The organism is Massilia sp. DD77, from assembly GCF_036961685.1.
GTDB lineage: Bacteria > Pseudomonadota > Gammaproteobacteria > Burkholderiales > Burkholderiaceae_D > Telluria.
In genome coordinates, this window is record NZ_JBAMDH010000027.1 from 24,524 (window position 1) to 46,518 (window position 21,995).

Here is a 21,995-nt window from a genome sequence, read left to right on the forward strand (position 1 = left end):
TAGGGTGGACGGCTATGCCGTCCACCCTACGCCGCGGCGCAGATGCGGTCGGACAGCCCCTAGCCAGCCGCCGCCAGGCTCGCCGCGAGCGTCACCGGCGCCGGCGCCGCGCCGATGCCGCGCGTCTGGCCGGCCGGCTGCTCGAAATCGAAGCTGCCGGCATCGTGCACCTCCCAGGCCCCCTCGCCCCGCAGGTGCAGCACATGGGTATGGTGGCGCAGCACCGCCGGGCGGTGGGCGATGCTCACCAGGGTCGTTCCGCTGGCGCGCAGGCGCGCATACAGCGAGGCTTCGTTGGCGCTGTCGAGCGCGCTGGTCGCTTCGTCCAGGATCACGATGCCCGGCGCATGCACCAGCACGCGGGCGAAGGCCAGGCGCTGCTGCTCGCCCACCGACAGCAGCTTTTCCCAGTCCTGCACGGCGTCGAGGCCGCCGACGCGGTCGGCCAGCAGCGGCAGGTGCACCTGCTCCAGGATCGCCAGCAGCTGTTCGTCGCTCAGGTCCGCACTTTCGCTTGGATAGATGAGCTGGCTGCGCAGGGAGCCGGACTGCAGGTAGGGCTGCTGGGGCAGGAAGAAGAACTGTTCCAGCGGCGGGCGCTGGATCACGCCGGTGCCGGACTGCCACAGCCCCGCGATGGCGCGCAGCAGCGAACTCTTGCCGCAGCCGCTGTCACCGGTGATCAGCAGCGCGTCGCCCGGCTTGAGCACCAGGCTCAGCTCCTTGATCAGCACGCGCTCGGATTGCGGCGGATGCAGGGTCAGCGCTTCCAGGGCCAGGTGGTGGCCCGGACGGGTCTCGATGCGCGGATGGGCCGCATGCTTGTCGTCCGCTGCCGGTGTGGCGTCGGGCAGCACCAGCATGGACAAGGCCTGCAGGCGTCCGATGCCGGCCACGAAGCGGCTCAGGCTCTCGAAATTGTCGACGATGACGCCCACGGCGCCGAGCACCGCGGTAAACGCCCCGCCGGCCTGGATCGCCCGCCCCACTTCCAGCTCGCCCGACAGCACCCCCTGGGCCAGGATCACGCTCGGCAGCACCAAGGTGAGCTGGCTGAAGGTGCGCTGGAACAGGTTGAGCGAACGCTGTTTCCGGATCAGCTTGGCGAAATTCTGGATCACCACGTCGAACTTGCTGTCGATGTGGGCACGCTCCTGGGCCTCGCCGCGGTAGAAGGCGATCGATTCGGCATTCTCGCGCAGGCGCATCAGGCTGAAACGGAAATCCGCCTCGCGCCGCAACTGCCAGAAATTCAGCTGGATCAGCGGATTGCCGAAGACCCACAGGGCCACCACCGTGCCCACCAGCGCGTACACCGCCAGCACGCCGACCAGCACGTGCGAGATCGACCACAGCACGGCGCTGAAGGCCACGAGTTGCATGATCGAGCCCAGGAAGATCAGCAGGAAGTGGATCGACCTGCCGGTGAAGGTATTGATGTCCTCGCTGATGCGCTGGTCGGGGTTGTCGATCTCGCTGTCCGAGCGCAGCGCATAGTACTTGCGCCCCGCCAGGTAGCCGTCGAGGAAGCGGCCGGTCAGCCAGCGCCGCCACTTGTTGGCGAACAGGTCGCGCATGTAGTAGTAGAAGGCGTAGGTCGGCACCGCGAAGGCCAGGATGACCAGGCAGGTGCGCACCGAGTTCCAGAAGCGATCGCCGTCCTTGCCGGCCAGGGCCGAGGTCATTTCGCCGGCCTGGTTGTTCAGCATGACGGCCAGCTTGGTCTCGATCAGCATCAGCACGACCAGCAGCAGCAGCAGGCTCCAGGCCGTTCTTTTCTGGTCTTGCAGCCAATAGGGCTTGGCCACGTTGATGAATTGCTTCCAGGCAGCAAGCGACAAGGGAGTCCAGCGTCGCTTTTCGGGTGAGGCCGGGGCCTCCTTGGCCGCGGCGCCGGCCGTCGCGGAGATGGGGGTAGTCATGGTTCGCTCGCTGTCAGTCGGTGGTGGCGCGACCCGTGTCGACGAGTCACGCCTCCAGCATAGGACTGGACAAGAAGCGGTTCAGTGCGGAAACGGACATAGGGCCGCTGTCCAGTTGAGGACGGGGCCGGCCCGGCCCGGAAAAATCAGGTGCCGCGCTTGCCGCGCGCCGCCTGTTCGGCCTTCTCGGCCGCCTTTTCCGCCGCGATACGGGCCTTTTCGGCCATCTCGGCCTCGTGGCGCGCCAGGCTGGCGGCGCGCGTGGCCGGCGTCTCCAGGCTGATCCGGCCCAGGGCGCCGCTGCGGTAGTCCTGCAGCAGCATGTGCGAGGCCTTTTCGTAGTCGAGCTCGCCGCCTCGCACGCGGTAGCCGCGGCGCGTCGCCACGCCTTCGATCACGTCCACGCCGTCCATGCCTTCGGTCTTGAAGCCGTAGCGCGCCGACAGCAGCTGCGGGTAGCGTTCCAGCAGCACGCCGGCCAGGAATTCCGCCACTTCCTCTTCGATCAGGGCGTTCGAGCCGATCGCGTGGCTGGCCGCCAGCATCAGGCCGTCGCTCGCCATGGCGATCTTCGGCCACAGCATGCCGGGGGTGTCGACCAGCACCGTGTGCTTGTCGAGGTAAAGGCGCTGCTGGGTCTTGGTCACGGCCGGCTCGTCGCCCACCTTGGCCACGCGTTTTTTCAGCAGCGCGTTCATCAGGGTCGACTTGCCCACGTTCGGGATGCCCATGATCATGATGCGCAGGGGCTTGGTCGGTACGCCGCGGTGAGGCGCCAGGCTCAGGCACAGCCCGGTGATGCGCGCCACGTCGGACGGCTTCTTGGTGGTCATCGGGTAGGCGGTCACGCCTTCCTGGGCGTCGTAGAAGGCCTTCCAGGCGGCGGTGGCGGCGGGGTCGGCCAGGTCGATCTTGTTCAGGACTTTCAGGCAGGGACGCTGGCGGAACTTGCGGATCTCCTCGACCAGCGGGTTGCGGCTTGCCTCGGGCAGGCGCGCGTCCAGGACTTCGACCACGATGTCGACGTTCTCCATCTGCTCGGCCGCTTCCTTCTTGGCCGCATTCATGTGCCCCGGGAACCATTGTATCGACATGCTCTTGCTCTCTTTATCTTTCGTTCAAGGCGTTATTTTACGCTGGCCCCCGCCCTCCCAACCATAGCGGTGTTGCTTATTGATGCGTTGCAACGCAATTGAAACAATTCGCGCGCACACTTCCCGCTGGCCGAAAGAGCCCGAAGAGGAGAGAAAGATGAAAACGAGACAACTCGACAGGCGTCCATTGGCCTACTGGAATAGGTTCTTGATACGCTGGTTCTGGTGCGCCATGCTGTGGGGCGCGATCGGCGTGGCCGCCATGGCCGATCAACTACCGCTGCTGCCCGGCTGATGGCCCGGGCAGCAGCGGCAAACTCACTTGCCCGGCTGGGCGCAGGCGCTGCGCGGCAGGGGCTGGCCCGGATCGAAGGCGGCCAGACGGGCGCGCGCGGCGTTCCGGTCCTTGCCGTACTCGGCCAGGTAGCGGCTTCTCTCCTCGCTCTGCCACTCGGCATCCGAAAAGCCCTTGGCCGATCCCGTCTTGCTGGCGTAGACCTTGCCTTCCAGGCGAGGCAGCAGCAGCCGGTCCGGATCGAGGTTCTCGCGCAGCAGGTAGCCGTCGACGTCGCGCAGCACCAGCGGCAGCTGGGGCGCGCCGTCCGTGAGCAGCTTGCCGAACACGCTCAGCTTCACGTCCTGCGGCCCCGGCCCCAGCTCCTCGTTGAAGGTCGCCAGCGCGAAAGGCTTGCCGCGCGCATCGTCGACCCGCCCCGCGATCACGTAGCGGCCGGCCTGGCGCACGTCCAGGCCCAGGTGGAAGACCAGCGAGCCGTTCTCGCTGGCCTCGCGCACCTTTCCGGTCCATGCCGCCGGCAGGCTGGGCGTGTAGATCACGTCGAACAGGGCGAAGCCGCGGCGTCCGCCGGCGCTGTAGCGCACCTCGGTGCGGATGGTGCCGTGGAAGCCCGCCAGCCCGGTCTGGGCCGGCGCCAGCACGCCCGCGAAGGCGCCGTCGCCCGCCACCGGGTCGGCGCCGCCGCCGTCGTCCGCGAAGGGCAGGCTGATCTGGGCCGTGGGCCGGCTGGCGCCGTAGGTCATGCCCTGGGCCAGCGCCCGCGTCACCACCAGCGGCACAGGCTGTCCCTTGGCGTCGACCGCGCGCAGCGAAAAGGCCACCGTCTCGCCCGCCGCCAGGTAGACGCGCGACTGCGATGTCTGGAGCAGTACCGTGTCGCTGCTGCCGCCGCCCTGGGTGCGCATCGGGTTCATCTCCATCACCGGCTGGTTCGGATAGAGCTGGTCCGGATTGCGCGAGGCCGGTTGCGATTCGTGCGGATACTTGCTGCCCTCGAGGTAGCTGCAATAGGCCAGGTCGGTCTCGCGCACCTGTTCGACCAGCAGCCGCCGCCTTTCCTCGCGGCCGTCCGGGACCGGGAGGCCGCCCTCCTGCGGCAGGCTGCCGAAGAATTGCGGACCGCCCGCCGGCGGCGGGCCGGCGGCCACGGCCTGGGGCGCGCCCTCGCCGCCGCGCGCCAGGTAGAGCGCGGCGGCGAGCACCGCGGTGCCCAGTCCGATGGACCAGGCAAGGCGGCGGTTTGTGTCTTTCTTGGCAGGCACGCTCAGTAGGCGCTGTTGACGACCGCGCTGCGCACGACGCCGACGATGCCGCCCCAATTGCCGTTGGCGTAGTGGTTATAGGCCTCGTTGTCGTCGCGGAAGGATACCGAGTGGTAGCTCCACTTGGCGCTGCCGCCCTCGTTGGCGGCGCTGCCCAGGGTCAGGTCGTTGCACCACCAGTCGCTGGGGTTGCAATACGAGCCGCCCGAGCTGCCGGCCACCCCGCCGGTGCTGTGGTAGGCCACCGCCTCGTCGTCCTGGCCCGGCAGGATGCCGGAATAGGCCGTGCCCTTGGCGCCGGCATACATGTAGAACCAGACGTTGCGGGTGGTGTTGTGGTTGTACATGGCGCGCGCGGTGCTGGTCTTCAGGTCCTGCACCAGCGGTTCGGAGGTGGTCCAGGAACCGGCGTCGGACAGTTCCGAGCCGCCGCCCGCGCCGGACGCGGCGCGCACCCACTTGATGTTCCAACCGGTCTGGGTGCCGCCGTCGGAATTACCGCACACGCCGCTGGAATTCGGGGTGGCGTTCTTCTTGTAGCGCGCCGAGCCGCCGAAGTTGGCCATGGTATAGCCCATCATCAGGTCGCCGGCGCTGTGGGTGGCGACATAGCACCAGTTGGCGCCGGTGCAGAAGCAGTCGAGGGCGTCGCGGATCTTGCCGCTCTGCGAAGAGATGCTGCTGCGGCCGTCCCAGTTGACGGCCTTCTTGTTGACCCCGGCCGCGGTGCTGGCGGGGCCCCAATAGCTAAAGTCGTTGTAGTTGCCGATCTGGCCGCCACCCGTGCGGCCATTGATCCAGAGGGTGTAGTTGGCGGCGGAAGCAAGGCCGGAAATCATAAGCAGGCACAGCACACAAAGCATGCGGAATTGTCTCACTGTCTTCTCCTTGATTATGGTTGCGCCGGCGTGTCCGGCGGGCCGTTTTTACGGCCGAGATCGACTGTATTACTGACATATGCACATGTCAAAGGGAACACTCGTGCTTTTTTGAAGTGTTGTTTATTTGGTTTTTTTGGGGATTTTTGGTGGAAGTTTGCGCTAACGGTGAGCGGCGAACTTCGGTTCCCGCCTACGCGGGAAGTCGTAGGCGCCAGTGGCGCGTATGACGGTGTTTAGGGCCGTGGCTACGGTTCCCCTGCCAGCACTCTATGCTCCGTCATCCCCGCGAAGGCGGGGACCCAAGTTTGCCGGTAAACCGTTTACTCAAGCTCGGCCAGCACCTTGAGGTGGGCCACCACACTCCTCCCCAGCGCCGACAGCTCGTACCCGCCCTCGAGGCAGCTGACGATCCGCCCCTGCGCATACTGCTTCGCCACCGCCATCACCTGGCGCGTGATCCACGCGTAATCCGCCTCCACCAGCCCGATCCCGCCCATGTCGTCGTCGCGGTGCCCGTCGAAGCCGGCCGAGATGAAGATCATCTGCGGCCGGTGCGCGTGCAGGGCCGGCAGCCACTGGTCCTGGACCAGCTGGCGCACCGCCTCGCCGTCGCAGCGCGCCGGTACCGGCACGTTGACCTGGGTGGCCGTGATCGGCTCCGGATCGCCGTAGGGGTAGAAAGGATGCTGGAAGAAGCTCACCATCAGCACCCGCGGATCATGGCGGAAGGCGTCGGCCGTGCCGTTGCCGTGGTGGACGTCGAAGTCGACGATGGCCACCCGTTCCAGGCCATGCACCTCCATCGCGTGGCGCGCCGCGATGGCCACGTTGTTGAACAGGCAGAAGCCCATCGGCTCGGTGGGCGTGGCGTGGTGGCCCGGCGGGCGCACCGAGCAGAAGGCGTTGGCGATGCTGCCGGCGATGACGGCGTCGGTGGCCGCCACCGCCGCCCCGGCCGCGCGCAGGGCCGCCTGGTAGCTGTAGTGGCAGAGCGAGGTGTCGCCGTCCAGCGGATAGTAGTCGCCCGGCGTGGCGGGCACGTGGTCGCGCACCAGCGCCAGCGCGCCCGGCGTGTGGTTGCGCAGGATGTCGGCCGGGTCGGCCAGCGGCGCGCTGCGCTGCTCGATCAGGCCGTCCAGGCGCGCCAGGATCAGCTGGTCGTCGATCGCCTGCAAGCGCGACGGGGACTCGGGATGCCAGCTGCCCATCTCGTGGCGCAGGCAGTCCGGATGGCTGTAAATTGCTGTGCTCATAGTGCTTCGTCTTTCGCCAGTGCTCATCCATGCACACCCGCGCCGCCGTTCTCGCATAGAATCGATGCGACGGCTTGTTGCTGTCGGAGTACAAGGATTGCCGATGGCGCTAATCTACCACGCCGGCGGTCCCCTCCGCACACGGGCCGCCCTCGATGAACAACCGATAGGCCCTATGTTCAAACAACTGCATGCCGCCGCGCGCCAGGTCGGCGAGGTCGTGATCGGCAAGGACGAGCAGGTCCGCCTGGCCCTCACCTGCCTGCTGGCCGGCGGCCACCTGCTGCTCGAAGACCTGCCCGGCGTCGGCAAGACCACGCTGGCGCATGCGCTGGCGATCTCGCTCGGCCTCAAGTTCAACCGCGTCCAGTTCACCAGCGACCTGCTGCCGGCCGACGTGGCCGGGATCTCGGTCTACGAGCGCGAGAACAAGGGCTTCGTGTTCCACCCCGGCCCGATCTTCACCCAGGTCCTGCTGGCCGACGAGATCAACCGCGCCACGCCCAAGACCCAGTCCGGCTTGCTGGAAGCGATGGAGGAGCGCCAGGTCACGGCCGACGGCGTCACCCGCGCCCTGCCCGAGCCCTTCTTCGTGATCGCCACCCAGAATCCGGCCAGCCAGGTCGGCACCTTCCCGCTGCCCGAATCCCAGCTCGACCGCTTCCTGATGTGCCTCTCGCTGGGCTATCCGGACGCCGCCGCCGAGCGCGCTCTCTTGATGGGAGAGGACCGGCGCGCCATGCTGCGCAGCCTGCAGCCGGCGATGGACGCGGCCGAGCTGGCCCGGGCCCAGCGCGCGCTGCGCGAGATCCATGCCTCGCCGGCGCTGGTGACCTATGTCCAGGCCCTGGCCCAGGCTTCGCGCCAGAACGGCCTGTTCGCCGAAGGCCTGTCGCCGCGCGCCGCGATCGCCCTGCTCCAGGCCGGGCGCGCCTGGGCTGCGCTCGAAGGACGCGACCACGTGATCCCCGAAGACATCCAGGCCGTGCTGGTGCCGGTCTGCGCGCACCGCCTGCGCCCGCTCAAGGCGGCGCAGGGCACGGCGCTGGCCAGCCGCGACCTGGTGCTGCAGCTGCAGAAATCCGTTCCGGTCTGATGCAGCCGACGGCGAGGGCGCAGGGATTCCGGGGCTGGCTGCGGCGCGCCACCGGCGCCTGGCTGCCGCGCAAGGGCACGCTCGACACCGGCGAGGTGCTGCTGTCGCAGCGCCGCGTCTTCATCCTGCCCAGCAAGGCCGGCCTGGGCTTCGCGGCCCTGTCGCTGATCCTCCTGATCGGCTCCGTCAACTACACCCTGGGCCTGGGCTTCGCCCTGACCTTCCTGGCCGTGTCCTGCGCGCTGGTCGACATGGTGGCCACCTACCGCAACCTGGCCCAGCTGCACCTGCGGCAAGGCCGCGCGGCGCCCGTGTTCGCGGGCCAGGAAGCCCAGTTCGAGCTGGCGATCGCGAACCGCACGCGCCTGGCGCGCTATGCCATCCGCGCCGATTTTTCGGACGTCCCCGAGCCGCGCCACGTGACCGACGTGGCGGCCGGCGCCCAGGCCAGCGTGGTGCTGGCGATCCCGACCACGGCGCGCGGCTGGCTGTCGCCGCCGCGCGTGAAGCTCTCCACCCGCTTCCCGCTCGGCCTGTTCCACGCCTGGAGCTACTGGCGGCCGGGCACGCGCGCCCTAATCTATCCGCGCCCCGAGGATGGCGCACCAAGCCTGCCGCTGGTGGGCAACAGCGGCAGCCAGGTGCGCGCGGCCGGCAGCGACGACTTCGCCGGGGTACGCAACTACCAGGCCGGCGACTCGCCGCGCCAACTGGCCTGGCGCCAGATCGCCCGCCTCGACCCGGCCCTGGGCGGCCAGCTGGTCACCAAGCATTTCGAGGGCGGCGAAGGGAGCGACCTGGTGCTCGACTTCGACGCGCTGCCGGCCAGCCTGGACCTGGAACTGCGCCTGTCGCGCATGGCGCGCTGGGTGCTGGACGCCGAGCAGCGCGCCCTGCCCTACGCCTTCCGCCTGGGCGCGCTGCGCTACGAGGCGGCGCTGGGCGCGGCCCACCAGGCGGCTTGCCTGCGCGCCCTGGCCTTGCACGGCAGCGGAGAGCCGGCTTGAAGACGGGCGCCTCCGCCACCCCGCGGCCGCAGCGCATGCCGAGGGACAAGGCCGACACCATCCTGCTCCTGGTCAGCGCGCTGCTGGTGCTGCTGCCGCATGCGCGCCACCTGCCGCCATGGATTTCGCTGCTGTGCGGCGCCATCCTGAGCTGGCGCGCGGCGATCACCCTGCGCGGCAAGCGCATGCCTTCCAGCCTGGTGCTGCTGCCCGTCGCGGCGCTGTCCATGATCGGGGTCCAGGCCAGCTACCAGACCCTGCTCGGGCGCGACGCCGGCGTGGCCATGCTGGTGCTGCTGGTGGCCTTCAAGATGCTCGAGATGCATGCGCGGCGCGACCTGTTCGTGGTGATCTTCCTGTGCTACTTCCTGGTCCTGACCAACTTCTTCTACTCGCAAAGCATCTTCACGGCGCTGCTCATGGTGCTGTCGGTGCTGGCGCTGCTGACCACCCAGCTCTCCTTCCAGTTCACCGGCGCGGTGCCGCCGCTGCGCACGCGCTTGCTGATGGGCGCGCGCATGCTGGCGCTGGCCGCGCCGCTGGCGCTGCTGATGTTCGTGGTTTTCCCGCGCATCCAGGGGCCGCTGTGGGGCGCATCGAACTCCGGCGCGGGCGGCAAGTCGGGCCTGTCGGACCAGATGGCGCCGGGCCAGATGTCGTCCCTGGCCCTGTCCGACGAACCCGTGTTCCGCGTGCGTTTCGACGGCCGCCCGCCGGAGCAGGCGACGCTGTACTGGCGCGGTCCGGTGCTGGACGCCTTCGACGGCCTGACCTGGTCGCGCGGAGCCGGGCGCGCGTCCAGCCGCGACATGCGCCTGTCGGTGGGCGGCCCCGCCTTCGACTACGAAGTGACACTGGAGCCCTCGTCCTCGCGCTGGGTGTTCGCGCTCGAGATGCCGGGCCGCGTGCCGGCTTTCCCCGGCCGGGCCACGCGCGTGTCGCCGCAGTTCGAACTCAGCGTCGACTCGCCGCCGTCTGGCCGGGTGCGCTACCGCGTCCGCTCGCACCTCGACTACGCGCTGCAGCGCGACGGCGTGGACGATCCGGGGCGCTGGCTGCTGCTCCCCTACGGCTTCAACCCGCGCGCGCTGCAGGCAGGCCTGGCGCTGCGCCGCGAGTCCGATCCGGCGCGCCGGGTCGAGGCCGTGCTGCGGCGCTTCCGCGAGCAGGGCTATTCGTACACACTGGAGCCTCCCCTGCTCGGCCGCCATACGGTCGACGAATTCCTGTACCAGACCCGCGCCGGCTTTTGCGAGCATTACGCGGGCGCCTTCGTGTTCCTGATGCGCGCCGCCGGCGTGCCCTCGCGCGTGGTGACCGGCTACCAAGGCGGCGAAACGAATCCGTTCGACGGCGTGATGACGGTGCGTCAATCCGATGCCCACGCCTGGGCCGAGGTGTGGCTGGCGGGGCGCGGCTGGGTGCGCGTGGACCCGACCGCGGCGGTGGCGCCCGAGCGCGTGCGGCGCGGCTTGAGCGCGGCGGTGCGGCTGCCCGCGCCCTTCGGCATCGAAGCCTTGCGTGGGCTAGGCCTGGAGGCAGGCGGCGATGCCTGGTTCGGCCAGCTACGCAACGCGTTCGGCGCGGTCAACAACGGCTGGAACCAGTGGGTGCTGAACTACACGCCTGAACGCCAGCGCAACGTCGTCGGCAGTCTCCAGGCAGGCCTGCGCGGCTGGCCTTTTGTCGCCCTGCTAACGAGTGCGGGGATTCTGTTGCTGCTCTATGGAATTTTAGTTCGCCGCAAAGCAATTGACCCGATCGAAGCGCTATACTCGGTCCTGTGCAAGCGCCTTGGCCAGCACGGCCTGGCACGTGCAGCGGACGAAGGGCCGACCGCCTACGCGGCCCGGGTTGCGGCAGCCTCCCACCTTGCATCGCCCACGCGCGATGCCGCTGCCGAGTTCTTGCGCCGCTACAGTGCCTGGCGTTATGCGCCTATCCAAGCCGATCCCCGGCTTGCCGCCACGTTGAAGAGCCTATTGTCGCAAGTCAGATGAAACCCTTCGTTCCCCTGTTAGCCGCACTGGCGCTGGCATTTGCCGCCCAGGGCGATGCGCAAGCTTTTGCCAAGGAATCCACGAGCCACGCGGTGCACGCGAAGGCCAAGTCCAAGGCCGCAAAAAGTAGCAAGAGCCTCAAGAGCGCCAAGGCCAAGCCGGCCAAAGGCAAGAAGAAAACCGCCGCCAAGGGCAAGATCGCCAAGGTCTTGCCGGCCGCCGCAGCCGCCGCCGTGATCGACTACGACGGCGAACACATGAATTTCCTGGAGTGGCAGCCGGTGCAGGCCTTCATCGACGAGATGGTGGCCCAGCGCGGCTTCGCCCGCGCCGAGCTGGAAGCGGTGTTCGGCAAGGTGCGCTTCGTCGATTCGGCGGTCCAGCTGGTCAAGCCGGCGCCGCCGGGCAAGCCCAAGAACTGGCAAGCCTACAGCGAGCGCTTCATCGAGCCGATCCGCGTCAACGCCGGCGTGCGCTTCTGGAACGAGAACGCGGAGGCGCTGGCGCGCGCCGAGGCCGCCTACGGCGTGCCGGCCGAAATCATCGTCGGCATCATCGGCGTGGAAACCATCTATGGCCGCGACACCGGACGCTTCCGCGTCGTGGACACCCTGGCCACCCTCGCCTTTGCCTACCCGGAGACCCCGAACCAGGAAGCGCGCAAGGCTTTCTTCCGCAGCGAGCTGGCGAACACCCTGATGCTGGCGCGCGAGCGCGGCGGCGACCCCCTCGACCTGCTCGGCTCCTTCGCCGGCGCCGTCGGCATGCCACAGTTCATGCCCGGCAATATCATGAAATTCGGCGTCGACTTCGACAGCGACGGCGACATCGACCTGCGCGGCTCCAGCGCCGATGCGATCGGCAGCGTGGCCAACTTCCTGGTCCAGCACGGATGGAACGCCGAGCACCGCGGCCCGGCCGTGTTCGCCGCCGACGTGTCACCGAACCGTGTCTGGGAAGACCTGCTGGGCCGCGGCCTGGAAGCCACCCTGCGCCCGGAAGAACTGCAGGCTGCCGGCGTGATGCTCGACACTTCCCTGCCCGCCGGCCGCCTCTACGGCCTGATCGACCTGCAAAACGGCGCCGATCCGACCGAGTACTGGGTAGCGAACGATAACTTCTTTGCCATCACCAAGTACAACCGCAGTTATTTCTATGCCATGTCCGTGATCGAGCTCGGCCGCGCAGTCAAACTGTCGCGTTCGACCTGAGCCGTCCTGCACGGCCCTCACTGTATTGCTGAGCGGGAAACTTTGTAATCGTTTGTAACAGGTTTCCCGTCTTTTCTTCCTCTTTCTCCCCCGCCAATCTTAGCTGCGAGACAAGATACCCCCCAGGGGTATGCCCTCCAGCGCACTCCGTTCTCTGCGGAAAGCATCTCCGCGCCCTCATACCCCCCAAATTATTGTTTTCTAGGCAGCAAAAAACGTACCGTGCGGCATCAAAAGGGCTTTGGCCTTACACTCGGGATTGACCAAAAAACAATTATTATTTCCGTGAGATTGTGAGAGAATTGCATTGAGGCTATTGTTGCATGTAGACAACAAGACCTGAGACGACGCTGCAATTCGCTCGGCCGACAAGTAGCATGATGGAAATAGTTGTACAATTGGATAGATAATTACGAAATTAAATTTCCGGATTCGAAACGCCGCCAGCGATTCCGTTCAACCCCCATATAGGAATTTGAATCATGACAAACCAAGTCGGCATTGATATGAACAGCGATTCGGAAGGCGACGAACTGCTGCAATACAACCCGAACCGTCTGCTCGACACCCTGATCGAGAACCTGCGCCTGAAGAACGACGCGGCCCTGTCGCGCGCGCTGGAAGTGGCGCCGCCGGTGATCTCGAAGATCCGCCACCACCGCCTGCCGGTCGGCGCTTCGCTCCTGATCCGCATGCACGAAGTCAGCGACCTGTCGATCCGTGACCTGCGCTACCTCATGGGCGACCGCCGCGCGAAGTTCCGCATCAGCGACAAGCAGTTCAAGCCGAAGGAAGGCGCTGCACCGAAAGACCAGCAGGCTTGACCGCCATGCTGTTGTAACGCCCTGCCGCGTTGGCGGCCGGGCCTGGGCTGGCGCATTGCACGCCTGCCTTCAGTACCACGATGCGTGCATCCAGTGCGCGCGGGCCGTCCGTTTTCCGCCCGCCGACAGCGCACCAGTTTTCCGGCTTCACGAGACCGGATCGAAGCGGCCGTCCCCGAACCCGACGGCCGTGCGGATGAATCAGGCCGGGAAGACGCCCGTCGACAGATAGCGGTCGCCGCGGTCGCAGACCACGAACACGATGGTCGCGTTCTCCACGGTCTGCGAAATGCGCAGCGCCACTTCGCAGGCGCCCGCCGCCGAAATCCCACAGAAAATGCCCTCTTCCGCCGCCAGGCGGCGCGCCATCTGCTCGCTGGCGGCCTGGCTCACGCTTTCCACCTGGTCGACCCGGGCCTTTTCGAAGATCTTCGGCAGGTAGGCTTCCGGCCATTTGCGGATGCCCGGAATCGACGAGCCTTCCTCCGGCTGGGCGCCGACGATGCGCACCGCCTCGTTCTGTTCCTTCAGGTAGCGCGACACGCCCATGATGGTGCCGGTCGTGCCCATCGCGCTCACGAAGTGGGTGACGCGGCCGTCGGTATCGCGCCAGATCTCGGGGCCGGTGGTCTCGTAGTGGGCGCGCGGATTGTCGAAGTTCGCGAACTGGTCGAGGATGATGCCCTGGCCGTCCTTCTGCATCTGCTCGGCCATGTCGCGCGCGTATTCCATGCCGCCCGACTTCGGCGTCAGGATGATCTGGGCGCCGTAGGCGGCCATGCTCTGGCGGCGCTCGACCGACAGGTTGTCCGGCATCAGGAGCAGCATCTTGTAGCCCTTGATCGCGGCGGCCATGGCCAGCGCGATGCCGGTGTTGCCGCTGGTGGCTTCGATCAGGGTGTCGCCCGGCTTGATCTGGCCGCGCTCTTCGGCGCGGTTCAGCATCGACATGGCGGCGCGGTCCTTGACGGAACCGGCCGGATTATTGCCCTCGAGCTTGCCGAGGATGACGTTGTTGCGGGCCTGCGCATCCGCACCCGGCAGGCGCTGCAGGCGCACCAGCGGCGTGTTGCCGATGGTGTCTTCGATGGTCTTGTATGGCATTGCTTTTCCGATTCGTTGCGGCTCTTAAACCGCCATTCTAAACCGGGACGGAACTGGACGTATGCGGCAGGGTCCAAAGACCCCGCCTGCATACGATTGGCGCGAACTCAGCGCTGGGGCAAGGGATAGGTGGCGACGCTGACGTTGCCGTCCTTGTCCACCGCCTGCACGCCGAAGAACACGTTGTCCTTCGACAGGTCGACCGTGGCCTCGTTGACGTTGCCGACCCACTTCGCCCCCTGCCAGTTGGCGGCGGTGGTCTCGCGCCACACGATACGGTAGCCGGCGACGTCCGGCTCGCCGTTCGGCTGCCACACCAGGGTCGAGTCGTTGGTCAGCTTGTTGGTGCGCAGCTTGACCTCGCGCGGCGCGGCGGGCGCCAGGGCCAGCGAGGCCAGGGCCGCCGCGTTGACGCGGGTGACCTTGCCGATGTAGTCGAAGTCGACAAAGTCGATCAGGTCGCCGTAGACCTTGCCGCTTTCGGTGCGCAGGTCCTGGTGCTGGTGGTCGAAGTCCTCGTTCGGCTCGGTGAAGCGCAGCGCGGCATAGCCCTGCTCCAGGAAGGGCATGTGGTCGCCGCCGCGCAGGTAGCGGTCGTGGCGCTGGATCACGGAGACCTTGAAGCCGTTCACATAGCGTTCGCCCTGCTCCTTGGTGTGGCGCGCGAGCTGGCGCGAGAGCGAATCGTTCTCGCCGCCGGTGGCGACCAGCTGGCGCACCGCGTCGCTCATTTCCTTGGTGGCCGGGATGCTCTGGGCGAACAGGCGCACCTGCTTGTTATCCACCTTGCCGTCATCGGCGCGCGAGCTGCCGATGATGTCGTTGGTGAACATGCCGGCGATGTTCATGTTGTTCTTGCGCGCGGTCTCGGCGAAGTGGCGCGCGCCGAGCAGGCCCTGCTCTTCGGCGGCGACGGCCATGAACACCAGGGTGGCGTCGAACTTGTGCTTGGCCATCACGCAGGCCAGTTCCATGATGGCCGCCGTGCCCGAGGCGTCGTCATTGGCGCCCGGCGCGTCGGCGGTGGCGTTCATCACGTCCGTGACGCGCGAGTCGTAGTGGCCGCTGACCACGTAGACGCGGTCCCTGGACGCGGCCTGGGTGCCCGGCAGGGTGGCGACCACGTTGACGATCTCGGTCGGGCGCGAGATGCGTGCGGAGACCGGGGCCACATGGCTGTCGAAGGCCACCGTGAGCGGCGTGCCGGCGCCGCAGCGCTCCAGCTCCGCCTTGATCCAGCGGCGCGCGGCGCCGATGCCGCGGGTCTCCGATTCGGTTTCCGACATGGTATGGCGGGTGCCGAAGCCGACCAGCTTGCGGATGTGGGCTTCGATGCGTTTCGGCGAGATGTCGGCGACGATCTTCTTGATCTGGGCTTGTTCGCGCTTGATGTCCGGTGCGGCCGGCGTAGCTTGTGCCGGGGTGGCCGCTGCGTTGGCGGCGCCGGCGGTGGCCAGCAGGGCCGCGAGCAGGCAGGTGGAAATGCGGGCGTGAGGCATGAGTACCTTTCTGGTTTGATGTCGGGGCGTGCTCGGACATCTTCTCATGCGGTGGGGGTGGGTGTCAGTCATTACACGGCGAAAATGTGCTCTCTGAGAGCAGAGCCCAGGTGATGGTGGCCCGCTACATCAAAACGTCATCCCCGCGAAGGCGGGGACCCAAGTTTGCTAGCGCACCGCATGCGTTTGAAGTGAGTGGCAGCGCGACGGACTTGGGTTCCCGCCTTCGCGGGAATGACGGATTGAAGCCGCAGGCCAAGGCAAGAAATTGTGCGGTTCACAGGCGCAAAAAACCCGCGGCACGCCGCGGGTTCATGTGCTTACATGGCCGCCTTCGACTCCTCTGGCTTGGCCTTGGCTTCCTGCTTGGCCGAGGTCTTCGACGCCTTAGCCTCGGCGGGCTTGGCGCTGGCGCCTTCCTTGCCCTTGCCGTTCACCACCAGCCCGGCCTCGGTCAGCTTGACCGCCTTCTTGTCGCCCAGTCCCTTGACCCGCTTCTGCAAGTCGGCCCAGTCCTTGAACTCGCCTTTCGCCCGCTCGTCCAGGATCGCCCTGGACATGCTCGGCCCCACGCCCTTCACGCCATCGAGCGCCGCGGCGTCGGCCTTGTTGACGTCGACCTGGGCGAAGGCGAAGCTGCTGGACAAGGCCAGGGTGGCGACTGCGAGCATCAGTTGCTTGATCATGTATTCTCTCCGTAGGTTCATGAGCTGGACGGCGGCGCCATCCATCCACGCACTAACGGCCCGGCGGCGCCGGCGTTGACGGTCCGGGATTGAGACAGATCAAGCGCGCTCAGCCTGGAAACAGCTCCTCGCGGGTCACGGTCGCCGTGCCCAGCTTGCCGACCACGATGCCGCCGGCGCGGTTGGCGGTGGCCAGGGCTTCGGCCAGCGGCGCGCCTGCGCCCAGCATCGCGGCCAGGGTCGCGATCACGGTGTCGCCGGCGCCGGAAACGTCGAACACTTCGCGCGCCTCGGCATGCACGTGCAGCACCTCGCCGGCGCTGTACAGGCTCATGCCCTCTTCCGAACGGGTCAGCAGCAGGGCGTCCAGGCCCAGCTCGCTGCGCAGGCGCTGGGCCTTCTCGGTCAGCTGTTCTTCGGTCTTCCAGCTGCCCACGACCCGCTGCAGCTCCGAGCGGTTCGGGGTCAGGATGCTGGCGCCGCGGTAAGGCGTGAAATCGTCGCCCTTCGGGTCGACCAGCACGATCTTGCCGGCGGCGCGCGCCTCCTTCACCATCTCGGCGACGTTGACCAGGGCGCCCTTGTTGTAGTCGGACAGGATCACGACGTCGTAATCCGGCAGCAGCGCACGGAACTGGTCGAGCTTGTCGCGCAGCACGGTCTCGGTCGGGGCTTCCTCGAAGTCGATGCGCACCATCTGCTGCTGGCGGCCGATGACACGCAGCTTGATGATGGTGGAGATCGCGTCGTCGCGCTTCATGTAGCTGTGGATCGCCGCCTCGCGCAGCAGCTTCTCGACTTCCTCCCCCGCTTCGTCCTGGCCGGTGATGCCCAGCAGGCCGGTGTGCGCGCCCAGGGCTGCGGCATTGCGCGCCACGTTGGCGGCGCCGCCCAGGCGCTCTTCGCGGCGCTCGATGCGCACGACCGGCACCGGCGCCTCCGGCGAGATGCGCGAGACCTCGCCGAACCAGTAGCGGTCGAGCATGACGTCGCCCACCACGAGCAGGCGCACGGCGGAGAGTTCAGGGGCCGCGGCGCGGCGGAAGCTGTCTGCCGCCAGCAGGCGGCTCGGGGTCAGGTCGGTCATAAGTGTGCTGCGTCAGTTCATCACATTCAGTTCTTCGGTGCGGCGCGGCGGATAGGTCTCCCAGCGGCTGCAGCCCGGGCACTGCCAGTAGAACTGGCGCGCCTTGAAGCCGCAGTGGCTGCACTGGTAGCGCGCCAGCTTTTGCGTGTAGCGCTGCACCAGGTTCTTCACCATCGACAGCTCTTCCCACACGTGGGCCGGGGCGTCCATCAGGCGCGCTTCCAGCAGCTTGTCCAGGCCGAGCAGGGTCGGATTGCGGCGCAGCTCCTCGATCACCAGCTGCTTCGCCGCTTCCACGCCGTCCAGTTCGATGACGGCCTTGAACACCACCTCGATCAGGTCGATCGACGAGGCCTCGGCCAGGTAGGCGCGCAGCAGGTTGACGCCTTCCTGCGGGCGGCCGACCTTGCGGTAACCGTCCATCAGGCGCTGGGCCACCAGGGCCACGTGCGGCACGCTCTGGTGCTCGACGCGGCGCCAGGCCATCAGCGCGCCCTCGACGTCGTCCTGGGCCAGCAGCGCATCGCCATGCAGGATGGTGGCGCGCACGCTGCTGCGGTCGGCCTGCAGGGCCTTGTCGAGCAGCGCCATGGCGTCGCTCGGCTGCAGGTGCACCAGGGCGTCCTGGGCCAGCTCGCAGTAGAACTGGGCGATTTCCTTCTGGCGCGCGCCGGCGCCGGACTCCTGCAGCCCGGTGGCGACCTCGATCGCGCGCTTCCATTCCTTCTCGCGCTGGTAGATCTCGAGCAGGGCCCTGCGCGCCTGCACGGCGAACGGGGTGTCGGACAGCAGGTTGAAGGATTCCTCGGCGCGGTCCAGCAGGCCGGCCTTCAGGTAGTCCATGCCCAGCTCGTATTGCGCCTGGGCCTTCTGCTCGCCCGGCAGGTCGGGACGCGCCAGCAGGTTCTGGTGCACGCGGATGGCGCGCTCGGTCTCGCCGCGGCGGCGGAACAGGTTACCCAGGGCGAAGTGCATGTCGGCGGACTCCGGGTCGAGCTTGACGATCTCGATGAAGGAATCGATGGCCTTGTCGGGCTGCTCGTTGAGCAGGTGGTTCAGGCCCTTGAAGTAGCCGCGCGGGAGGGTGCGCGATTCGGAGACCAGTTCGTTGATGTCGACGCGGGCGGCAAGCCAGCCCAGGCCGAAGAAGAATGGGATGCCGAGCAGCATCCAGAGTTCGAATTCCATGTGTTCTTATTGTCGTGTGATGCGTTCAGCGTACGGGCGGCACGCTGTCGGGCTGCGGCGGCGCGGTGCCGGTGCCTGCGGCGCTCTGCAGGGCCTGGATGGTGTTCTTGTGCTGCGAGCTCTGGCGGCGCTGGCGGAACACGGTCGGCGTCAGGGCCAGGATGCCCATGGCCGCCCCGGCGATGAAGAAGGCCAGCAGCATGAGCACGAGCGGGCCGCGCAGTTCATAGTCGAGGAAGAAACGCAGGTCGACTTCCTGGGTGTTCTTGAGGGCGAAGCCGAAGAACAGGACAAACAGGACGATGCCGGCGATGGTCGAGACGAATCTCATCGGGTGGTTCCGGTGGTGGGTTGGGCAAAGGCGCAGTGTCGCATATCCGGCATGATATTTCAAAACGGTTGAGGGTGCTCTACGCTGGTGGTGAATGCCAAGTTGCGTGGCACGCTAGGAACTTGGGTCGCCGCCTGCGCGGGGACCCAAGTTTGCATGCGTACCATTACCTCAAACAGTACCAGCAAAAAAAAACGGCATCCTCACGGACGCCGTTTCTGCCTGCCCGCTGGCAGACGACTTCAGTCTTCGATGATGGGCTGCCCCACCATCGCGTCCACCCGCTCGCGCAACTGCTTGCCCGGCTTGAAGTGGGGCACCCGTTTTTCGGGCACCATCACCTTGTCGCCGGACTTCGGATTGCGTCCGATGCGCGGGGGCCGGCTGTTCAGCGCGAAGCTGCCGAAACCACGGATCTCGATGCGCTGGCCGGTCGCCAGGGCGTTCGTCATCGCATCGAGGATGGTCTTGACCGCGAACTCCGCATCCTTCGCCACCAGCTGGGAATAGCGCTCAGCCAGGCGATTGATCAGCTCGGACTTGGTCATCTGCTCGCTCCAGGTAAGGAATTAACCTTTGTTGTCGAACTTGGCCTTCAGCAGGGCGCCCAGGCTGGTGGTGCCCGAAGCAGCGCTGTTGTCCGAAGCCAGCTTGCTCATCGCTTCCTGGGTGTCGACATTGTCTTTCGCCTTGATCGACAGCTGGATGCTGCGAGCCTTGCGATCGATGTTGATGACCAGGGCTTCGACCTTGTCGCCCACTTTCAGGTGGGTGCCGGCGTCTTCCACGCGGTCACGCGAGATTTCCGAAGCGCGCAGGTAGCCTTCGACTTCGTCGTTCAGCGCGATCACGGCGCCTTTCGGCTCAACCGACTTCACGGTGCCGGTGACCAGGGTGCCCTTGTCGTTCAGCGAAGCGAAGTTGTTGAACGGGTCGCCTTCCAGCTGCTTCACGCCCAGCGAGACACGCTCGCGCTCGACGTCGATTGCCAGCACGACGGCTTCCAGCTCGTCGCCCTTCTTGAAGCGGCGGACAGCTTCTTCGCCGGCTTCGGTCCACGACAGGTCGGACAGGTGCACCAGGCCGTCGATGTTGCCCGGCAGGCCGATGAACACGCCGAAGTCGGTGATCGACTTGATCAGGCCCTTGACCTTGTCGCCCTTCTTGTGGGTCATGCCGAAGTCGTCCCACGGATTCGCCTTGCACTGCTTCATGCCCAGCGAAATACGGCGGCGCTCTTCGTCGATCTCCAGGACCATGACTTCCACTTCGTCGCCCAGCTGGACAACCTTGTTCGGAGCCACGTTCTTGTTGGTCCAGTCCATTTCCGAGACGTGCACCAGGCCTTCGATGCCCTGCTCGACTTCCACGAACGCACCGTAGTCGGTCAGGTTGGTGACCTTGCCGAACAGGCGGGTGCCTTGCGGGTAGCGACGCGACAGACCGGTCCAAGGATCGTCGCCCAGCTGCTTGACGCCCAGCGAGACGCGGTTCTTTTCCTGATCGTACTTGAGGACCTTGGCGGTGATTTCCTGGCCAACCGACAGCACTTCCGACGGGTGACGCACGCGACGCCATGCCAGGTCGGTGATGTGCAGCAGGCCGTCGATGCCGCCCAGGTCGACGAACGCACCGTAGTCGGTGATGTTCTTGACGACGCCGGTGACCACGGTGCCTTCTTTCAGGGTTTCCATCAGCTTGGCGCGTTCTTCGCCCATCGATGCTTCGATGACGGCGCGGCGCGACAGGACGACGTTGTTACGCTTGCGGTCCAGCTTGATGACCTTGAATTCCAGGGTCTTGCCTTCGAACGGGGTGGTGTCCTTGACCGGACGGGTGTCGACCAGCGAACCCGGCAGGAATGCGCGGATGCCGTTGGTCAGGACGGTCAGGCCGCCCTTGACTTTACCGTTGACGGTACCGGTGACGATCTCGCCCGATTCCATTGCTTTTTCCAGAGCCAGCCACGACGCCAGGCGCTTGGCCTTGTCGCGCGACAGGATGGTATCGCCGAAACCGTTTTCCAGCGATTCGATGGCCACGGAAACGAAGTCGCCGATCTGGACTTCCAGTTCGCCCTGGTCATTCTTGAATTCTTCGACCGGAATGAAGGCTTCCGACTTCAGGCCGGCGTTGACGATCACGAAGTTGTGATCCAGGCGCACGACTTCAGCCGAAATGACTTCGCCCGAACGCATGTCTTGACGCGACAGCGATTCCTCGAAGAGGGCGGCAAAGCTTTCCATACCGGTATCTTGGGTGGTTGCAGTAGACATAAAAAAGGGTACTCGAGTTAGCCAGCAGCCCGTCGATAGTGCGGACTGAACTGGGTCAGGTTGAAACACACCTGCAGCGGCGAAATTGCCATGCAGGCACCAAAGGACAACGGTCCTGAAGCCCTCGCATCGCAAAACCTTGATGCGAACCTTAAGACCGTCATCCCCGCGAAGGCGGGGACCCAAGTTTCTCAGCACAGCCACCGCGGCGATGACTCGAGCCAACGGTGACGCACCGGACTTGGGTTCCCGCCTGCGCGGGAAGTCTTCACTGCCAGTGGCAGTGAAGACAACAATCCACAACTATCAATTCCTATGCATGCGCATACCACGCCAGCACCTGTTCGATCGCTTCCTCAGCGCTCATGTTCGAGGTATCCAGCAGATGCGCATCCTCCGCCGGCACCAGCGGGGCCACGGCGCGCTTGGTATCGCGCTCGTCCCTCGCCTGCAAATCCGCCAGCAGATCGTCCATATTAGCAGAAAATCCTTTGCCAATCAATTGCTTATACCGGCGCTCGGCACGTGCCTCAACACTTGCTGTCAAGAACACCTTCAGCTTGGCGGTCGGAAAAATCACCGTCCCCATGTCGCGCCCGTCCGCCACCAGGCCCGGGGCCTCGCGGAAGCCCAGTTGCAAGGCGAACAAGGCCTGGCGCACGCTCGGCAGCGCGGCGATCTTCGATGCCATGTTGCCAACTTCCTCGGCCCGGATCGCCTGGGTGACGTTCTCGCTGGCCAGGAACACGTCGTGGCCGACGAAGCGCGCCGGCAGGTGCTCGGCCAGCTTGGCGATGCCGTGCTCGTCGCTCAATTCGATACCGCGGCGCATCGCCTGCAGCGCCGTCAGGCGGTACAGGGCGCCCGAGTCGAGCAGGTGGAAGCTCAGCCGCTCGGCCACCTTGGCCGCCACCGTGCCCTTGCCGGAAGCGGTCGGGCCGTCGATCGTGATGACTGGGATGTGCGAATGTGGCAT

At 66.4% G+C, this 21,995-nt stretch carries 20 protein-coding genes; 6 read left to right on the forward strand and 14 right to left on the reverse strand.

What is annotated here, in order from left to right; all coding sequences use genetic code 11:
- Positions 1-59: 59 nt before the first annotated feature.
- Both V7778_RS16920 and ylqF read right to left on the reverse strand, forming a co-directional pair.
- A complete protein-coding gene (locus V7778_RS16920) occupies positions 60-1,922 on the reverse strand; it encodes an ABC transporter ATP-binding protein/permease (protein WP_335557376.1) in 1,863 nt (620 codons plus the stop codon).
- 146 nt (positions 1,923-2,068) lie between these two features.
- A complete protein-coding gene (ylqF, locus tag V7778_RS16925; RefSeq protein ID WP_442920735.1) occupies positions 2,069-2,989 on the reverse strand; it encodes a ribosome biogenesis GTPase YlqF in 921 nt (306 codons plus the stop codon).
- A 184-nt stretch (positions 2,990-3,173) separates the two neighbouring features.
- Between ylqF and V7778_RS16930 the strand changes: the two genes are divergently transcribed.
- Positions 3,174-3,311 carry a hypothetical protein gene (locus tag V7778_RS16930; RefSeq protein WP_335557379.1) on the forward strand — a complete coding sequence of 46 codons (138 nt, stop codon included), beginning with the start codon at positions 3,174-3,176 and terminating at the stop codon, positions 3,309-3,311.
- Between the two features lie 23 nt (positions 3,312-3,334).
- On the opposite strand, the gene V7778_RS16935 is transcribed toward V7778_RS16930, so the two are convergent.
- The 3 genes from V7778_RS16935 to V7778_RS16945 form a co-directional block, all read right to left on the reverse strand.
- Positions 3,335-4,576, reverse strand: a complete 1,242-nt coding sequence (locus tag V7778_RS16935) for a hypothetical protein (protein ID WP_335557381.1) — start codon at positions 4,574-4,576, stop codon at positions 3,335-3,337.
- Between the two features lie 2 nt (positions 4,577-4,578).
- On the reverse strand, positions 4,579-5,454 hold the full coding sequence (locus tag V7778_RS16940; RefSeq protein WP_335557382.1) for a hypothetical protein: 876 nt from the start codon (positions 5,452-5,454) through the stop codon (positions 4,579-4,581).
- A 323-nt stretch (positions 5,455-5,777) separates the two neighbouring features.
- Complete coding sequence (locus V7778_RS16945; protein WP_335557384.1) at positions 5,778-6,710, reverse strand: histone deacetylase family protein; 933 nt, start codon at positions 6,708-6,710, stop codon at positions 5,778-5,780.
- 175 nt (positions 6,711-6,885) lie between these two features.
- Here V7778_RS16945 and V7778_RS16950 point away from each other — a divergent pair, with 175 nt between their 5' ends.
- The 5 genes from V7778_RS16950 to V7778_RS16970 all read left to right on the forward strand — a co-directional run bounded on the left by V7778_RS16950 (position 6,886) and on the right by V7778_RS16970 (position 12,848).
- On the forward strand, positions 6,886-7,806 hold the full coding sequence (locus V7778_RS16950; protein ID WP_335557386.1) for an AAA family ATPase: 921 nt from the start codon (positions 6,886-6,888) through the stop codon (positions 7,804-7,806).
- Positions 7,806-8,813, forward strand: a complete 1,008-nt coding sequence (locus tag V7778_RS16955) for a DUF58 domain-containing protein (RefSeq protein ID WP_335557388.1) — start codon at positions 7,806-7,808, stop codon at positions 8,811-8,813. Before V7778_RS16950 ends, V7778_RS16955 begins: the two co-directional genes overlap by 1 nt.
- Entirely contained in the window at positions 8,810-10,813 is a 2,004-nt protein-coding gene (locus V7778_RS16960) for a transglutaminase family protein (protein ID WP_335557390.1), read from the forward strand. Before V7778_RS16955 ends, V7778_RS16960 begins: the two co-directional genes overlap by 4 nt.
- On the forward strand, positions 10,810-12,024 hold the full coding sequence (gene mltB, locus V7778_RS16965; RefSeq protein ID WP_335557392.1) for a lytic murein transglycosylase B: 1,215 nt from the start codon (positions 10,810-10,812) through the stop codon (positions 12,022-12,024). The genes V7778_RS16960 and mltB overlap by 4 nt, the downstream gene beginning before the upstream one ends.
- 482 nt (positions 12,025-12,506) lie before the next feature.
- The gene (locus V7778_RS16970; protein WP_211520617.1) at positions 12,507-12,848 is read left to right on the forward strand and encodes a hypothetical protein; all 342 of its coding nucleotides are present in this window, start codon (positions 12,507-12,509) and stop codon (positions 12,846-12,848) included.
- Positions 12,849-13,049: 201 nt separating this feature from the next.
- On the opposite strand, the gene cysM is transcribed toward V7778_RS16970, so the two are convergent.
- The 9 genes from cysM to cmk form a co-directional block, all read right to left on the reverse strand.
- On the reverse strand, positions 13,050-13,952 hold the full coding sequence (cysM, locus tag V7778_RS16975) for a cysteine synthase CysM (protein WP_335557395.1): 903 nt from the start codon (positions 13,950-13,952) through the stop codon (positions 13,050-13,052).
- 107 nt (positions 13,953-14,059) lie between these two features.
- Positions 14,060-15,451 (reverse strand): M20/M25/M40 family metallo-hydrolase, encoded by a 1,392-nt coding sequence (locus V7778_RS16980; RefSeq protein WP_335557396.1) that lies wholly within the window; start codon positions 15,449-15,451, stop codon positions 14,060-14,062.
- A 320-nt stretch (positions 15,452-15,771) separates the two neighbouring features.
- A complete protein-coding gene (locus V7778_RS16985) occupies positions 15,772-16,137 on the reverse strand; it encodes a ComEA family DNA-binding protein (protein WP_335557399.1) in 366 nt (121 codons plus the stop codon).
- 109 nt (positions 16,138-16,246) lie between these two features.
- Entirely contained in the window at positions 16,247-17,224 is a 978-nt protein-coding gene (rfaE1, locus tag V7778_RS16990; RefSeq protein WP_335557401.1) for a D-glycero-beta-D-manno-heptose-7-phosphate kinase, read from the reverse strand.
- A gap of 12 nt (positions 17,225-17,236) precedes the next feature.
- A complete protein-coding gene (lapB, locus tag V7778_RS16995) occupies positions 17,237-18,412 on the reverse strand; it encodes a lipopolysaccharide assembly protein LapB (RefSeq protein ID WP_335557402.1) in 1,176 nt (391 codons plus the stop codon).
- A 25-nt stretch (positions 18,413-18,437) separates the two neighbouring features.
- Positions 18,438-18,743 carry a LapA family protein gene (locus V7778_RS17000; RefSeq protein WP_335557404.1) on the reverse strand — a complete coding sequence of 102 codons (306 nt, stop codon included), beginning with the start codon at positions 18,741-18,743 and terminating at the stop codon, positions 18,438-18,440.
- A gap of 242 nt (positions 18,744-18,985) precedes the next feature.
- Complete coding sequence (locus V7778_RS17005) at positions 18,986-19,291, reverse strand: integration host factor subunit beta (RefSeq protein ID WP_027864826.1); 306 nt, start codon at positions 19,289-19,291, stop codon at positions 18,986-18,988.
- Positions 19,292-19,312: 21 nt separating this feature from the next.
- Entirely contained in the window at positions 19,313-21,019 is a 1,707-nt protein-coding gene (rpsA, locus tag V7778_RS17010) for a 30S ribosomal protein S1 (RefSeq protein WP_442920734.1), read from the reverse strand.
- A 313-nt stretch (positions 21,020-21,332) separates the two neighbouring features.
- The gene (cmk, locus tag V7778_RS17015; protein WP_335557414.1) at positions 21,333-21,995 is read right to left on the reverse strand and encodes a (d)CMP kinase; all 663 of its coding nucleotides are present in this window, start codon (positions 21,993-21,995) and stop codon (positions 21,333-21,335) included.

Excerpts from the sequence above, each read along its gene's own strand:
- V7778_RS16920 (WP_335557376.1), bottom strand. The coding sequence starts at position 1,922 with ATGACTACCCCCATCTCCGCGACGGCCGGCGCCGCGGCCAAGGAGGCC.
- ylqF (WP_442920735.1), bottom strand. The coding sequence starts at position 2,989 with ATGAATGCGGCCAAGAAGGAAGCGGCCGAGCAGATGGAGAACGTCGAC.
- V7778_RS16930 (WP_335557379.1), top strand. The coding sequence starts at position 3,174 with ATGAAAACGAGACAACTCGACAGGCGTCCATTGGCCTACTGGAATAGG.
- V7778_RS16945 (WP_335557384.1), bottom strand. The coding sequence starts at position 6,710 with ATGAGCACAGCAATTTACAGCCATCCGGACTGCCTGCGCCACGAGATG.
- V7778_RS16950 (WP_335557386.1), top strand. The coding sequence starts at position 6,886 with ATGTTCAAACAACTGCATGCCGCCGCGCGCCAGGTCGGCGAGGTCGTG.
- V7778_RS16955 (WP_335557388.1), top strand. The coding sequence starts at position 7,806 with ATGCAGCCGACGGCGAGGGCGCAGGGATTCCGGGGCTGGCTGCGGCGC.
- mltB (WP_335557392.1), top strand. The coding sequence starts at position 10,810 with ATGAAACCCTTCGTTCCCCTGTTAGCCGCACTGGCGCTGGCATTTGCC.
- V7778_RS16970 (WP_211520617.1), top strand. The coding sequence starts at position 12,507 with ATGACAAACCAAGTCGGCATTGATATGAACAGCGATTCGGAAGGCGAC.
- cysM (WP_335557395.1), bottom strand. The coding sequence starts at position 13,952 with ATGCCATACAAGACCATCGAAGACACCATCGGCAACACGCCGCTGGTG.
- V7778_RS16980 (WP_335557396.1), bottom strand. The coding sequence starts at position 15,451 with ATGCCTCACGCCCGCATTTCCACCTGCCTGCTCGCGGCCCTGCTGGCC.
- V7778_RS16985 (WP_335557399.1), bottom strand. The coding sequence starts at position 16,137 with ATGATCAAGCAACTGATGCTCGCAGTCGCCACCCTGGCCTTGTCCAGC.
- rfaE1 (WP_335557401.1), bottom strand. The coding sequence starts at position 17,224 with ATGACCGACCTGACCCCGAGCCGCCTGCTGGCGGCAGACAGCTTCCGC.
- lapB (WP_335557402.1), bottom strand. The coding sequence starts at position 18,412 with ATGGAATTCGAACTCTGGATGCTGCTCGGCATCCCATTCTTCTTCGGC.
- V7778_RS17000 (WP_335557404.1), bottom strand. The coding sequence starts at position 18,743 with ATGAGATTCGTCTCGACCATCGCCGGCATCGTCCTGTTTGTCCTGTTC.
- V7778_RS17005 (WP_027864826.1), bottom strand. The coding sequence starts at position 19,291 with ATGACCAAGTCCGAGCTGATCAATCGCCTGGCTGAGCGCTATTCCCAG.
- rpsA (WP_442920734.1), bottom strand. The coding sequence starts at position 21,019 with ATGTCTACTGCAACCACCCAAGATACCGGTATGGAAAGCTTTGCCGCC.
- cmk (WP_335557414.1), bottom strand. The coding sequence starts at position 21,995 with ATGCCACATTCGCACATCCCAGTCATCACGATCGACGGCCCGACCGCT.